The sequence below is a fragment of the Bacillus cereus group sp. MYBK139-1 genome, assembly GCF_051916915.1.
Lineage (GTDB): Bacteria > Bacillota > Bacilli > Bacillales > Bacillaceae_G > Bacillus_A > Bacillus_A pacificus.
The window spans coordinates 40812-55928 of the sequence record NZ_JBQAHO010000005.1 but is presented as its reverse complement, the minus strand read 5'-3'; the positions used below and the strand labels follow the sequence as shown (position 1 = coordinate 55928).

Below are 15117 nucleotides of genomic sequence, written 5' to 3'. Positions count from 1 at the left end.
CATATAGGGATTTCCTATATGATTTTTTTATTAGTGAATCAAACAACCTTATTTTCCAAAAGACGATAAAAATTTAACTCTATCTCCCATAGGAGGAGTATTATTATCGACTAAGGCAACCTCTAGAATTGCTGGCCCATTTACATTCATTAAGTTGTTTATAACATCTTGATTGATATCTTCTAATTCAGTGATTCTGTAACTTGGAATATTCATAGCTGCGGCCATAGCACTGATATTAATTGATTCCTGTTCAAAGGATGGATGAGTCCTACGGAACTGTAACGAATGACCGTGATATACCATCCCTAAACGGGCATTATTCATCACAACAAATAAAAGTGGTAAATTATATTCCTTCGCAGTCAATATTTCCAACCCGTGCATGAAAAAGCAGCCATCACCAGTAATACATACAACCGGACGCTCCGGTTCAGCCAGTTTTGAACCAATCGCAGAACCAATTCCGCTTCCCATTGCGCCAAAATGTACATTAATATTATAGGAGTCAAAATCTATGACATTCATGTGATGAATAACATACGACATAAATTCACCAATATCAATGGTATATCTAGTAGTTGACGGTAAACATTTTTGAAGGTTTAGGAGAACATTTTTCGTATTATATTCCTCTATATTCTCTTCCTCTTTCTTCTTTTCAACGGTAAGTTCAGCGCTATCCTTTTGCAACCCTAAAGCCTTTAATTCTTCTATTAACATTAATAAACTTAAATTGATATCGCCTAGTACTGGAATATCCACTTTGTACTTCCGATTGAAGACAGATTGGTCAAAATCCATTTGAACAGAGAAGCGATTTTTTATTAAGTTTCCATTATAATTATTTGTCGCAGTTTCCCCTAAACTGGAGCCCACAATTAATAATGCTTTTCCATCCCCTTCATTAATCAATGCAGAGGCAGCCTCATGACCTGCAAATCCAAACACTCCGACTAAAAGCGGATGTTCCTCAGGGATATATCCCTTAGCTTGTGGAGTTGTTATAATTGGCCAATTCAGCAATTCTGCCACCTCTATTAATGACTCAACAGAGTTTCTTATTCCCTGTCCTGCAAAAATATAACCCTTCTCCCTTTTTACCAATTCTCTAGCTGTTTCTTTTATTTTTTCTAGACCAGGAACAATAGGAAGTCTTTTTGGAAGTGGTGGCATTTCAACATTTTCTATATTTTCATGTTGAATATCAATCGGTATCGCAATATGTACAGGTCCTGGTACTCCTGATATAGCAATTTCAATTGCTAGTGCGACTTCTTTAAGTACATCCTTTACATCATTAACCGTAACGCTATATTTTGTAACAGGCCTGAAGACTGGTTCTACATCTAATTCTTGTGATGCATTCAAACCTACCGTACTAAGAGGTACGGCACCTGTAATGAATAAAACAGGTAAATGCTCTCGCATAGCATTAGCAGCACCTGTTACAAGATTTGTGGCACCTGGTCCGCTACAACCAATACACACACTTAGCTGATTTGTGTATTTAGCATAAGCGGCAGCCATGTAGGATGCCGCCCCTTCATGCTTCGCTACGACTGGTGTTAATTCAGGCATATCATAAAGTTCGTCAAAAAACGCATTTACAGAACCAGCTGGGATACCAAATATATGCTTAACTTCATTAGCTATTAAATATTCTAATACATTTCGGGCTGCTTTCATGTGTATGCTCCATTCATTTTTAATTTATTTCTCTATTTAAAAAAGTTTTTCGATGTCTTCAGCTGCCATAGGACGGCTGAAAAAATACCCTTGCATCAAATAACAATTTCGTGCTGATAAAAATTCGACCTGTTCCTTTGTCTCAACACCTTCAGCAATAACATCAAGGTTCAAATTCTTAGCGAGCGTAATAATAGTATTCGTAATAGCTGCATCATCTTTTGTCATATCCTGTACAAAGGATTTATCAATTTTTAACGTTGAAATAGGCAATTTCTTTAAATAACCTAAAGATGAATAACCAGTCCCGAAATCATCAATAGCGAGGTTGATTCCTAAACCTTTTAATTTCTTCATTGTTTTTAAAGTTGATTCCGTATTTCTAACAATTAAATTTTCAGTGAGTTCTAGTTGTATATACTTCGGAGATAGCTCTACTTCCTCTAAAACATTTTTGACCATAGCAAATAAATCACTTTGTTCAAATTGACGTGCAGATAAATTCACAGACATACTAATTAATGGGGAACCTTGATCATGCCATTTCTTTAATTGCCTACAGGCCTCTTTTAGAACCCATTCACCTATCGGGACTATTAATCCAGTTTCTTCAGCTATTGGGATAAATTTATCAGGCGGTATCATCCCATGTTCTCGATGTTTCCATCTAATTAAAGCCTCTACACCCTCAATCCTATTCGTTTTACCATTTATTTGCGGTTGATAATAAATCACAAGTTCTTCTTGTTCCAATGCCTTATACAAATCATTTTCTAGCTTGATACTTTCAAAAGTTCTCGTATCCATTCCTTCACTGAAAAAATGATAGCTACTTCCTGATATTTCTTTCGATTTGTACATGGCTGTGTCTGCATTTTTAACTAAGATTTCAGTCGTATCACCATTATCAGGAAATATACTAATACCAATACTCGTTTTCATATAGATTTCATTGTCTACTAAATTAAATGGCCTTGAAAAAGAATCAATGACACGATTTACTACCTTTAACACTTCTTTTTCACTTTTAATATTTGGTAAATAGATAGTAAATTCATCCCCGCCCTGTCTCGAGACCGTAGCACTTTTAGGAACACAATCACTTAATCGATTTGCAACTTCTCGCAACAGCAGATCACCGAAGCTATGACCGAGCGTATCATTCACAAACTTAAACCTGTCTAAATCTAAATACAGAACTGCTAATTTTTCAGCATGTAATTGAGCATATGTCAGCCCTTGAGTTAGCCTGTCCTTTAGTAGAACTCTATTAGGTAAATCTGTTAAACTATCAAAATAAGCATGATATTTTATTTCTTCCTCCATTTGTTTCCTTTGGGTTACATCTTTAAAAGTAATAACTTCTCCGACAATCTCGGTCCCTTCTTTTATAGAGGAAATTACATACTCCACTGGAAAACTGGATTGATCTTTTCTAAAAAATTGCTCGGTTTTATCGTACAGATTCCAATTCTCATCGCAACCTGATGCCACCTGCTTTTTCTTTCCTGTTTCAATTCCGTTGAAAACCATACTGGATGGTTTTCCTATTAATTCATTTTTTATATCATAGCCTAACATGGAGGCACCAGCTGGGTTACAAAAGGTAATATTTCCATCAAGGTCTAAACCGAAAATTCCTTCTCCAGCAGAATTTAGAATCAATTCCTTCTCACGACTAAGCTGCTGCAATTCCGTTATTACTCGTTCCAGTTCCTTATTTTTAACCGTAATTTCTGAGGTCCTCTCTTCGATAATAACTTCCTGTTTTTCCATATATAAAAGGTTTGATAGCGTGGAAGCAGTTGCATCGACAATCGATTGCGACAGCTGTATTTGTCCTTCAGAATAACTAAAATTACTATCTCCTAGATTGACCACAGATATTTGTCCTAATACCTCTCCCATTGAAACCAACGGCAACATAAAGAGTCCCTTCATACCAAAATTACGGCAAACATCATGGTTTGGGCGCGGATCTGCATAAACATCTGGAATCCAGATTGGCTTTTTTGTTTCAATGACCTCTTGCGTGACTCTATCATTACTTTTATCAAATTTTATCTTATCATGTGTCTTGATCCAATCTTCTTCTGTCCATTCTGAACCCTTACTTAACTTCACCGGTCTAATTTTCTTCTTAGCTAAAGGCTCTAGTAAATGAACCCCGATATTATAATTGTCTAAAACTTTTCCTAAATAGGAAAAACAGGTATCAAGACTTTCCTGCATGGAGGAACACATAGATAAGTCCCGTGTCACATCCAGCAAGAGCTGTTTTTCAGCAATAAGGTTTACCTTATGAGTTAAATTGTTCGCATTTTGAATAGCAACAGCCGCCATATTCACATATGCCTCAACCGTTTGAATCTCTGACTCTGTTAAGTTCATAGGAATTCCGTAATCAAATAAAAAAACTAGACCAAATAATTCTTCTTCAAAAGAGATAGGAAGAACGAATAAAGATTTAATTCGAAACCCTTCCACTGCTCTCGGATCTGGCCGACTATCCTTTGATGTATCAGGTATATAGATGGCTTTTTTTGTTTCAATTACTTCTTTCGCCAGCAGGTCAATGTCTGTATCAATGACATGCATATCCAACGTCCATCCGTTAATAACTTCCGGTTTTCCTACATACCCTCTAAAAGTCCCGTCTTCCTGCGGCAAATAAATACCAACAGAATCGCATTGAACGATTTCTTCAGAAATTGCTATTGTGACTTGCTCTAAAACTTCACGTAAATCCAGCTTTGTATTAATCATTTTAGTTATATTCGCAAGTCGAGAATACCTCGTTTGTTCCTTCAACATAAAAACGAACTCCATTTCATTGAAAATATCTATTTATATCCAAAAACTTTTATCCAAAACCTATCAATACTATCATTTTACTATGCATTTATTACTAATTCGACAAAATATTTCATATTTCTCACTATTATAATGTTTTTTATACATTTAATATAGGAATTGTTTGCATAATCATTTAATATTTTTATTACTAAATTGCAAGATAAATACTTTGTCATCGCTAAAGGTCATACAAAATTTTTTCAGTCCCAAAAACTTATTTACTTACGATACAACTCAGCTAATTTAGAATAAAAAAACAGATAGGAATCCCTACTCATCTGAGTTAAGATTCCCATCTGTTTATTTAAACTATCTCTACATATCAGATACAAACTCCATATATACAGCATATATCCGAGAACATATTGGTGTTGTTTAGTTCAATACATTTATAAAGTGAACCTTTAATCAGCCCTCACCACTCGGGCTGCCAATTAAAGCGGGATAAAATTATCCTCTTTCTATTACACTCTACAAAAGAACGCAAAACTAAATAAAATCCATTTCCCTCTACTTCAGGGAGTTACACTGTTTCACTACCTTCTACCACATTCACACTCGCCTCAAACTGATCAAGCAATGTACGCACTTCATCCGTCGACTTCGTACTCATCAACTGATTTCTCAATTCAGCAGCTCCAGGGAAGCCTTTTACATAAATTTTGAAGAAGCGATGTAGTCCCGTGATGGAGCGTGGTAATACTTCTGCATATTGATCTTGAAGATCAAGCTGTAGTCTTAAAAGATCTAGATGCTCTTTACTACTATGCTCTCTTGGTTCTTTTTCAAAGGCAAATGGATTTTTAAAGATGCCTCGTCCGATCATAACACCATCAATACCGTATTTTTCAGCAAGTTCCAGCCCAGTTTTACGGTCAGGAATGTCTCCGTTTATCGTTAGGAGCGTATTTGGTGCAATACGATCACGTAATTTTTTAATCTCCGGAATTAGCTCCCAGTGTGCATCTACTTGGCTCATCTCTTCTCTTGTACGTAAGTGAATAGAAAGGTTTGCAATATCTTGTTTGAAAATATGCGTTAACCAATCTTCCCACTCACTTAACTCTTTAAAGCCAAGTCTTGTTTTTACGCTGACAGGTAGTCCGCCTGCTTTTGCAGCTTGAATAAGTTCTGCCGCAACGTCTGGACGTAGAATAAGACCACTACCTTTTCCTCTTGATGCTACGTTTGGTACAGGACAGCCCATATTAATATCAATACCTTTAAATCCTAACTCTGCCATACCAATACTCATTTGACGGAAATATTCAGGATTATCTCCCCAAATATGTGCCACCATTGGCTGTTCATCTTCTGTAAAAATTAAACGACCACGTACGCTTTTCATACCTTCTGGATGACAATAGCTATCTGAGTTTGTGAACTCTGTGAAGAATACGTCCGGACGACCAGCTTCACTTACTACATGACGGAAAACAACATCTGTCACATCTTCCATTGGTGCAAGTACGAAAAATGGTCGTGGTAATTCACGCCAAAAATTATCTATCATTTCAAATTCAAATCCTCTCACTATGAATACAATTTCAAAATCTCAATTTATAATTTGTGAAAATCAGCAATATTTATTTTAACTAAAATCGCTTATGAATGGTATTTTTGTAAACCAAAAAGCAGGTGGTATAGATTTTTTCTATATCAACTGCTTTCCTATTATACCAACTTCAGCCAAGCTACACACTCCACATGTGTCGTATGGGGGAACATATCAACAGGTTGTACTTCCTGTGTTTTATATCCGCCTTCTTCTAGTACTTTTAAGTCACGTGCTAATGTTGCTGGGTTACATGATACGTATACGACGCGTTTTGGTTTCATTTCGATGATTGTGTTTAGTAATGCTTCATCACAGCCTTTACGCGGTGGATCTACGACCATTGTGTCAGCGATTACGCCTTCTTTGTACCATTTTGGAATAACTACTTCTGCTTCTCCTACGCCAAATTCAGCGTTTGTCATGTTGTTTAATGCTGCGTTACGCTTTGCGTCTTCGATCGCTTCTGGGACGATTTCAACGCCGTACACTTTTTTCGCTTTTTGTGCTAGGAATAAGGAGATTGATCCAATTCCGCAATAGGCATCAATTACTGTTTCATTGCCATCTAATTTTGCATATTCTAACGTTTTATCGTATAACACTTTCGTTTGTTCTGGGTTTACTTGATAGAATGAACGTGCTGAAATCGCAAATTTAATATCGCCGATAAAGTCATAAATATATTCTGATCCGTACAGTACTGTCGTTTTGTCTCCGAAGATTACGTTTGTACGTTTCGGGTTTACGTTTTGAACAATTGATTTTACTTCTGGGAATTTCGCAGCAATTTCTTCAATGATTGCTTTTTTGTTTGGCAGTTCTGCTGTACGAGTAATGAAGACAAGCATAATCTCACCTGTTACTTGTCCGTAACGAGCCATTACGTGACGAAGTGTTCCTTTGTTACGCTCTTCGTTGTACGCCGAAATACCGTGTTTTTCACAAATACGTTTTACTTCTTGAATCAATGTATCGTTTTCTTCTGCTTGAATTAAACATGATTCCATATTAATAATGTCATGCGTTCCTTGACGATAGAAACCAGCTACAAGTCCGCCTTCACGTTCTCCAATTGGTACTTGTGCTTTGTTACGGTATACCCACGGATTCTTCATGCCAAGTACAGGATGAACAGGAACATCGCTTAGTCCTCCGATGCGCTGCATAACGTCACGTACTTGTTTTTCTTTCGCTTGTAATTGTCCTTCATATGTTAAATGCTGAAGCTGACAACCGCCGCACTGATTGTACACTGGGCATTCTGCATCTTTACGATATGGGCTCTCTGTATGAAGCTTCATTAGACGACCGAATGCGAAGTTTTTCTTCACTTTAATAATTTTAATTTGCGCTTCTTCACCTGGTAATCCGTTTTTAACGAAAATAGGATAGCCTTTTACTTTCGCAACACCGGCACCATCATGTGTTAAATCTTCAAATACTACATCTATAAACTCGTTTTTTTCAACTGGTGGCGTCATTTTTGTACTCATTTTCCGACCTCTCTTTTTCATAACACTGCGTTACATTTTATCATACTTATATGGTCTATTTCTATTGGAAGAAAAAAAGCTATTGACGATAGTTCTCTGTTAATGTTACGCTACTACTAATTTAATACGGACGATGTTACCTCATATATACTCGATAATATGGATCGAGAGTTTCTACCCGGCAACCTTAAATTGCTGGACTATGGGGAAAACTAATGAATATTAGCCTATGTGCAAAAAAGGACTCATATTGATTAGCTTTCTCTCATAGATGAAAGTGAATCCATATGGGTCTTTTTTTATTTTCATTTTTCTAAAAGGTCAGACATCTTACGTATGACATAAAACCTCTTTGTTTTATTTTTAGTAATACAACGAGCGTTTTATGTACAAACTTTATACGAACTTCTGAAAGGGGCAACTACATGCAATATGTAATGAGCATTATCGGTATTCTTGTCGTTTTAGGTTTATGTTTTGCTTTGTCAAACAACAAAAGTAAAATCAACTTCCGTGCAATTGCTATTATGATTGGTTTTCAAATTTTAATCGGTTGGTTTATGTTTGGCACAAAGATTGGTCAACAAATCATTATTTTCATTGGTAAAGTTTTCAACAAACTAATTAAACTTGGTACGACAGGTGTTGATTTTCTCTTTAATGGAATTCAAAGAGACTTTGTCTTTTTCTTAAACGTACTATTAATTATCGTATTTTTCTCAGCACTACTATCTATCTTTAGTTATTTAGGTGTTTTACCATTCATCGTTCGCGTTGTCGGCGGTGCGATTTCAAAAATTACTGGTTTACCACGCGTTGAATCGTTCCATGCGGTAAACTCTGTATTCTTCGGTTCAAGTGAAGCGTTAATCGTTATTAAAAATGATTTACAACATTTCAATAAAAACCGTATGTTTATCATTTGTTGTTCTGCAATGAGCTCAGTTTCTGCTTCTGTTACAGCATCATACGTAATGATGTTAGATGCAAAATACGTACTAGCAGCTCTTCCGCTAAACTTATTCTCAAGCTTAATCGTTTGTTCGTTATTAACACCAGTTGATACGAAAAAAGAAGACGAAGTGATTCAAAAATTTGATAGAACGCTATTCGGAGACAGCTTTATCGGTGCGATGATTAACGGCGCGCTTGATGGTTTAAAAGTAGCTGGTATCGTTGCAGCATTAATGATCGCCTTCATCGGTGTGATGGAAGTTGTAAACTACGTAATTAGTGCAGCTTCAGGGGCAATGGGACATGCTGTTACGTTACAACAAATCTTCGGTTATATACTTGCTCCATTCGCATTCTTAATGGGGATTCCAACTCAAGATATTATCCCAGCTGGTGGCATTATGGGTACGAAGATTGTATTAAACGAGTTTGTAGCAATCCTTGATTTAAAAGGTGTTGCAGCAACATTATCTCCACGTACAGTTGGAATCGTTACAGTATTCTTAATTAGCTTCGCGAGTATTAGCCAAATTGGTGCGATTGTTGGTACAATCCGTGCCCTTTCTGAAAAACAAGGAAGTATCGTTTCTAAATTTGGTTGGAAAATGTTATTTGCATCAACACTTGCTTCTATTTTATCTGCGACAATCGCTGGATTATTCATTTAATAAAAATCACCTTACTCGTTGAAGTAAGGTGATTCTTTTATCTATTGTTACTTTTCTCATTCCATCCATTTTATTCAAATGATATGATGAACAAGGGTATATCCCCACCTCTCTTACAGCGGTGGGGATTTTAAATAGAAGTATGTAACATAATACACAATAGAAGGTGATTTTATGAGAAAATATGCTGCAATCGCTTTATGTACATCTGCCATTTTAGCAGGTTGTAATACTAACAATGTAAGTCAAGAACCTAAAAAAGAGAAAAAGGTTCAAGAAACTAAGAAACAAGAAGAGACCTTGAAAGAACAAGGGAAAATTTCTTATAACCAAATCACACATGAATCTACAAACACTACTATTCATATAACAGATATAAAAGATGCTTTAACTGAAGTACAATATAAAATTTGGCGTACTGCTGATGGAAGGGAACACACTAAATCTTTTTCTTCTAAAGAAAAGGAAAAACAGTTTACACTTCCTTTTGATATAAAAGAATTTGAAGGAAAACGTGGTGAGTTTCAAATTGAAGCAATAGGCATAAAAGAGGATGGGAAAACCATTCCACTCACAAAATCTGCTATTACTTTCGAGCAAAAGGTTCCCGTTCTTATGTACCATGCAATCGATGATTATCACGGTCAAGGTATTAAAGACTTATTCGTATCACCTGCTAACTTTGAAGCCCAAATGAAATATTTAAAGGACAATGGTTATACACTGTTAACGTTTGAACGCTGGGGCGATATAAATAAAGTAAATAAACCTATCTTTGTTACATTTGATGATGGTATGAAAAATAATATGAATGCATTTCATGTTTTACAAAAGCTAAAAGACGATACATTTAAACCAACAGCAACAGAATATATGATTGTTGATAACGTTGATGTAGAAGGATCACTGTCTACTTCTGAAATAAAAAAAATGGTCGATTCCGGCATTTTCTCAGTGCAATCTCATACAGCGACACATGCAGACTTACCGAAAATTACAAACTATGAAGAGGAATTAAAAGAATCAAAAGAAAAACTAGAAAAAATAACAGGTAAACCCGTTATGGCAGTTGCTTATCCATTCGGTCATGTAGATGATAAAGTCGTTGCAGAGACGAAAAAATATTATCAATTTGCAACGACAACAAAACCCGGAAAATTCATTACAAAAGGTGAACCCGATGAGTTGTTAAAAATGAAGCGTGTTCGCATACACCATACGACGACCGTAGAACAATTTGCTTCTTCGATTCAATAACGATGAGAGCTCAATATATTTTGAGCTCTCTTTTTACGCTATATTTATATATATTTTTTGAATTTTCTTGTATTATATATAGTAAGAAATCTTTCAAATTAAAGGAGATTATACATATGTCATTTGAACAAACGTTAGAGAAATATGCTGCCCTTGCAGTCAATGTTGGTGTTAATATTCAACCGGGACAAACATTATCCATCAGTGCACCTCTTGAAGCTGTACAATTTGTACGCCTCGTTACAGAAAAAGCATATAAATCTGGTGCAAAACACGTATATGTGGATTGGAATGATGAGACGTTAACACGCTTAAAGTTCGATCTAGCTCCTGAAGAAGCATTCGCTGAGTTCCCATCTTGGAAAGCACACGCTCGTGAAGAATTAGCAAAAGAAGGCGCTGCATTTATGTCTATTTATGCAGAAAACCCTGATTTATTAAAAGGTGTAGATCCAACGCGTATCGCAACAGCTCATAAAGTAGCTGGTGAAGCAATGAAAGTATATCGTGATTACGTACAAGCTGATAAAGTAAGCTGGTGTGTCATTTCTGTTCCTACGAAAGAATGGGCTGCGAAAGTATTCCCTGACGTTGCACCAGAAGAACAAGAAGCAAAACTATGGGATGCTATTTTCAAAGCTACTCGTGCTGATTTAGAAAATCCTGTGGAAGCATGGAAAGAACACGATGAAACATTACATACAAAAGTTGATTACTTAAACGAAAAGCATTATAAAGCTCTTCACTATACAGGTCCTGGAACAGATTTAACGATCGAACTTCCAGAAAAACATGTATGGGCTGGTGCTGGTAGCTTAAATGAAAAGAACGTACCATTTATGGCGAACATTCCAACTGAAGAAGTGTTTACAATGCCACTTAAAACAGGTGTAAACGGCCAAGTATCTAGTACAAAACCGTTAGCATTTGCAGGTAACATTATCGATAACTTCACGTTAACATTTGAAAACGGACGTATCGTAGATTATAAAGCTGAAGTTGGAGAAGAAGCTTTAAAACATTTAGTAGAAACAGATGAAGGTTCTCACTTCTTAGGAGAAGTAGCTTTAGTACCTCATGATTCACCAATTTCAAACACAAATATTTTATTCTACAATACGCTATTTGATGAAAACGCATCTTGCCACCTTGCAATCGGAAATGCTTATGCATTTAACTTAGTTGGCGGAAAAACAATGTCTAAAGAAGAGCTTGCTGAAAATGGCGCAAACGCTAGTATTACACACGAAGATTTCATGATTGGATCAGCTGAGCTTGATATCGACGGCATTACAGCTGATGGCAGACATGAACCAATCTTCCGTAAAGGTAATTGGGCATTTTAATAAAAGCAAAAGGCTATCTCCCGCACTGGAAGATAGCCTTTTATGATGCAGATGAAACCTTAAGCCCAATTACTCCTAACACGATGAAAAGAATACAAAATGCTTGGAATAGGCTAATGTGCTCTTTAAAAAAGTACACACTAATGATTGTAATAAGTAACGTCCCAACACCAGACCAAATTGCATAAGCAATACTTAAATGAATCTTTTTTACAACGATGGCGAACACGCTGAAACAAATTCCATAAAATACAAAAATAAGTACACTTGGAACGAGCTTTGTTAAACCGTTTGATAATTTCATCGCAATTGTTCCAGCTACTTCAAAAATAATTGTTACAAGTAATAATAGCCAATATACCATACTAGAATCTCCTTCTCTGTTACCTTATAGAGATTCTAGTATACTACTTATAGTCCTAATGAAATATATTTAATTTCTAAATATTCCTCGATACCGAAATGACCTCCTTCGCGCCCAATACCACTTTCTTTAAAGCCACCGAACGGTGCTTGTGCAACTGATGGAAGTCCATCATTTAATCCGATAATACCGTACTCTAACGCTTCGCTAATTTGGAATGCTTGACTAATATCTTTTGTGAAAATATAAGCAGCCAAGCCATATGGTGTATGATTTGCACGTTCAATTACTTCTTCAACCGTTTTAAATTTCGCAACTGGTGCCACTGGTCCGAATGTTTCTTCATTCATGCAAAGCATCGTATCGTTCGCCAATCCGATTACAGTTGGTTGCATAAAGTGTCCATCTAGCTCGGCAACCTTTTGACCACCATATAAAACTGTTCCCCCCTTTTGAATAGCATCTTCAATATGTTCCTGTACTTTCGAAACTGCATTCTCGTCAATCAGTGGTCCTACAGTCGTTCCGTCACCGAAACCGTCTCCTACTTTCAACTGCCCTACTGCCTTTTGAAACTTCTCTGCGAATACTTCGTAAACTTCTTCCTGAACAAATACTCGGTTTGTACATATACACGTTTGTCCTGCGTTACGGAATTTCGAACCGATTACTGCCTCTACTGCTTTATCTAAGTCTGCATCATTCATAACAATAAACGGTGCGTGACCGCCTAACTCAAGTGAAACCTTTTTCATCGTTTGTGCCGCACTAGCCATTAACTCTTTCCCAATTTCCGTTGATCCTGTAAAGGACACTTTTCGAACACGCCCATCTTCCATCCACGTATCAGCAATTGCTTTCGCACTACCTGTCACAATATTTATTACGCCTTTTGGAATGTCTGCTTCATGAGCTAATTCAGCTAATTTTAACGCAGTTAACGGCGTTTGACTTGCAGGTTTTACAACCGCTGTACATCCCGCTGCAAGCGCCGGAGCTACCTTTCTCGTAATCATAGCGGCCGGGAAGTTCCAAGGCGTAATAGCTGCCATAACACCAACTGGTTGCTTCATAACTAAAATACGTTTATTCGGATGAGAAGCAGGAATCATTTCACCATATACGCGTTTTCCTTCTTCTGCATACCATTCGACAAAACTATTTGCATAATTCACTTCACCAAGCGCTTCTGCAAACGGCTTTCCTTGTTCTTTCGTCATGATCGCTGCAATCTCTTCTTTATTTTCATCAATAAGTGTGAACCATTTTTTTAATTTCGCTGCACGATCTGCCGCTGTTAACTTAGACCATGATTTAAAGGCTTCATGCGCAGCATCAACAGCTTGCTTTGCCTCTGTTACCCCGCCCTTTGGTACAGTCGCAAATATTTCCTTCGTTGCTGGATTATTTACTTCTATTTGCTCTTGCAATGTAATCCACTCACCATTTATATACATCGCCTTTTTCTCTACATTTACAAACGTCGCTTTTTTATCCAATATTTTCTTCCTCCTCTATAAGTTTCTTTATTTTCCTAGTGGCAGCAGATTGACTTATTTTTAAAAACTCCGCTACTTTATAACTCGATCCATATGTTTTATATGCTTTCAAAATAATATTACGTTCTACTTCTTCTAACATTTTATAGAGACTTTGACCGGACTGTTCAACCGTTGATTCTTGCATCGCTATTGGCAAATCCTCTATCGTAACGATATCATCAGCAGTTATAACAATTCGCTCAATCACATTTTCAATTTCTCTATTATTTCCTTCCCACGGGTAACCAACAAACATTTGCAATGTGCTAGGCGCTAATTTTACATTCCGACCATATTTCTCGTTAAAGTGTTGTAAATAATGATAAATAAGTGGCAAAATGTCTTCTGTTCTTTCCCGTAGTGGCGGGATTACAATGGGAATGACATTCAGACGATAATATAAATCTTTCCGAAATGTTCCTTGTTTCACCATCATACTTAAATCTCTATTTGTTGCCGCTACAATTCTAACGTCCACCTTCTTTAATTCTCTTCCGCCTATAGGGCGAAACGTTTTTTCTTGCAACACTTGCAAAAGCTTTGCTTGAATTTCCAGCGGCATTTCGCCAATTTCATCTAAGAATAGCGTTCCTTTATGCGCTGATTCTAATAGTCCCTTTTTCCCTTCACGATTCGCACCTGTAAAGGATCCGCCTGAGTATCCAAAAAGCTCTGATTCAATTAAATTTGTCGGCAATGCCGCACAGTTAATTTCATAGAAACTTTCATTCTTCCGGTTACTCACTTCATGTAAATGACGCACCAATCGACTCTTTCCTACTCCTGTCTCACCTAAAACGAGAACCGTACTATCTACCACGGATACTTTCTTGATTGTCTCGACTATTTTTTGCATAGCGATACTTTTAAAAATAAGTCCTTCATGTTCATATGTTTCTCTTAATTCTTTTTTATATGTTTTTAACTGATTATCCATTTCTTCTACCTTTTGACGTAATTGATAGAGTTCTGTAAGATCACGAGAGTAACTAATTACTCTTCTTAAATTGCCCTCTTCATCAAAAACAGGCCTTGTACGAACGTGTAAATACTCTCCTGATTTTGTCGTCTGAACTAGTTCGATTGGCCTCTTTTTTTCAATTACTTCTAACGTTGCTGATGGATAAAAGATACCATCTTTCTGCAATTCTTTTACATGTTTACCTACTAACTCTTTAGCAGCCAATTGATAGTGCCTTTCACATGTACTATTTACACGTACAACGATTCCCTTTTCGTCAGTCACAAAAATTTCGTCAAACGCATATTCAAATACATCTTGTAAATCCATTAACACTCGTTCCTTTTCTGCAACCATCCTAGCCACCCCTAACTTCCAATCCGTCGATTCACTTCACTACCTTTATTATAAAGTGAATTTTCTGCATTTT

10 protein-coding genes and 1 riboswitch are annotated in these 15117 nt (G+C 36.6%); of the genes, 3 read left to right on the top strand and 7 right to left on the bottom strand.

The window, feature by feature from the left end; genetic code table 11:
- Window positions 1-48 precede the first annotated feature (48 nt).
- From ACTFRS_RS22945 to rlmD, 4 genes are all read right to left on the bottom strand, one after another.
- On the bottom strand, window positions 49-1689 hold the full coding sequence (locus tag ACTFRS_RS22945; RefSeq protein ID WP_242294479.1) for a thiamine pyrophosphate-binding protein: 1641 nt from the start codon (window positions 1687-1689) through the stop codon (window positions 49-51).
- Between the two features lie 36 nt (window positions 1690-1725).
- On the bottom strand, window positions 1726-4503 hold the full coding sequence (locus ACTFRS_RS22940) for a bifunctional diguanylate cyclase/phosphodiesterase (RefSeq protein WP_242294480.1): 2778 nt from the start codon (window positions 4501-4503) through the stop codon (window positions 1726-1728).
- Between the two features lie 565 nt (window positions 4504-5068).
- Window positions 5069-6058 (bottom strand): tRNA dihydrouridine synthase, encoded by a 990-nt coding sequence (locus tag ACTFRS_RS22935; protein ID WP_139869444.1) that lies wholly within the window; start codon window positions 6056-6058, stop codon window positions 5069-5071.
- Between the two features lie 161 nt (window positions 6059-6219).
- The gene (gene rlmD / locus ACTFRS_RS22930; RefSeq protein ID WP_139869443.1) at window positions 6220-7596 is read right to left on the bottom strand and encodes a 23S rRNA (uracil(1939)-C(5))-methyltransferase RlmD; all 1377 of its coding nucleotides are present in this window, start codon (window positions 7594-7596) and stop codon (window positions 6220-6222) included.
- A gap of 121 nt (window positions 7597-7717) precedes the next feature.
- A riboswitch (purine riboswitch) is annotated at window positions 7718-7819 on the top strand.
- A gap of 202 nt (window positions 7820-8021) precedes the next feature.
- Between rlmD and ACTFRS_RS22925 the strand changes: the two genes are divergently transcribed.
- The 3 genes from ACTFRS_RS22925 to ACTFRS_RS22915 all read left to right on the top strand — a co-directional run bounded on the left by ACTFRS_RS22925 (window position 8022) and on the right by ACTFRS_RS22915 (window position 11821).
- Window positions 8022-9218, top strand: coding sequence for a NupC/NupG family nucleoside CNT transporter (locus ACTFRS_RS22925; RefSeq protein ID WP_139869442.1), 1197 nt, complete (start codon window positions 8022-8024; stop codon window positions 9216-9218).
- 174 nt (window positions 9219-9392) lie between these two features.
- On the top strand, window positions 9393-10475 hold the full coding sequence (locus ACTFRS_RS22920; RefSeq protein WP_440025189.1) for a polysaccharide deacetylase family protein: 1083 nt from the start codon (window positions 9393-9395) through the stop codon (window positions 10473-10475).
- Window positions 10476-10591: 116 nt separating this feature from the next.
- Entirely contained in the window at window positions 10592-11821 is a 1230-nt protein-coding gene (locus ACTFRS_RS22915; protein WP_242294483.1) for an aminopeptidase, read from the top strand.
- Window positions 11822-11861: 40 nt separating this feature from the next.
- On the opposite strand, the gene ACTFRS_RS22910 is transcribed toward ACTFRS_RS22915, so the two are convergent.
- Genes ACTFRS_RS22910 through ACTFRS_RS22900 form a run of 3 tightly spaced genes read right to left on the bottom strand, consistent with a single transcriptional unit; the run spans window position 11862 to window position 15044 of the window.
- Window positions 11862-12185 (bottom strand): DMT family transporter, encoded by a 324-nt coding sequence (locus ACTFRS_RS22910; protein WP_000263262.1) that lies wholly within the window; start codon window positions 12183-12185, stop codon window positions 11862-11864.
- A gap of 47 nt (window positions 12186-12232) precedes the next feature.
- On the bottom strand, window positions 12233-13684 hold the full coding sequence (gene gabD, locus ACTFRS_RS22905) for an NADP-dependent succinate-semialdehyde dehydrogenase (RefSeq protein ID WP_431085123.1): 1452 nt from the start codon (window positions 13682-13684) through the stop codon (window positions 12233-12235).
- Window positions 13677-15044 carry a sigma-54 interaction domain-containing protein gene (locus ACTFRS_RS22900; RefSeq protein ID WP_000225163.1) on the bottom strand — a complete coding sequence of 456 codons (1368 nt, stop codon included), beginning with the start codon at window positions 15042-15044 and terminating at the stop codon, window positions 13677-13679. The genes gabD and ACTFRS_RS22900 overlap by 8 nt, the downstream gene beginning before the upstream one ends.
- Window positions 15045-15117: the final 73 nt, after the last annotated feature.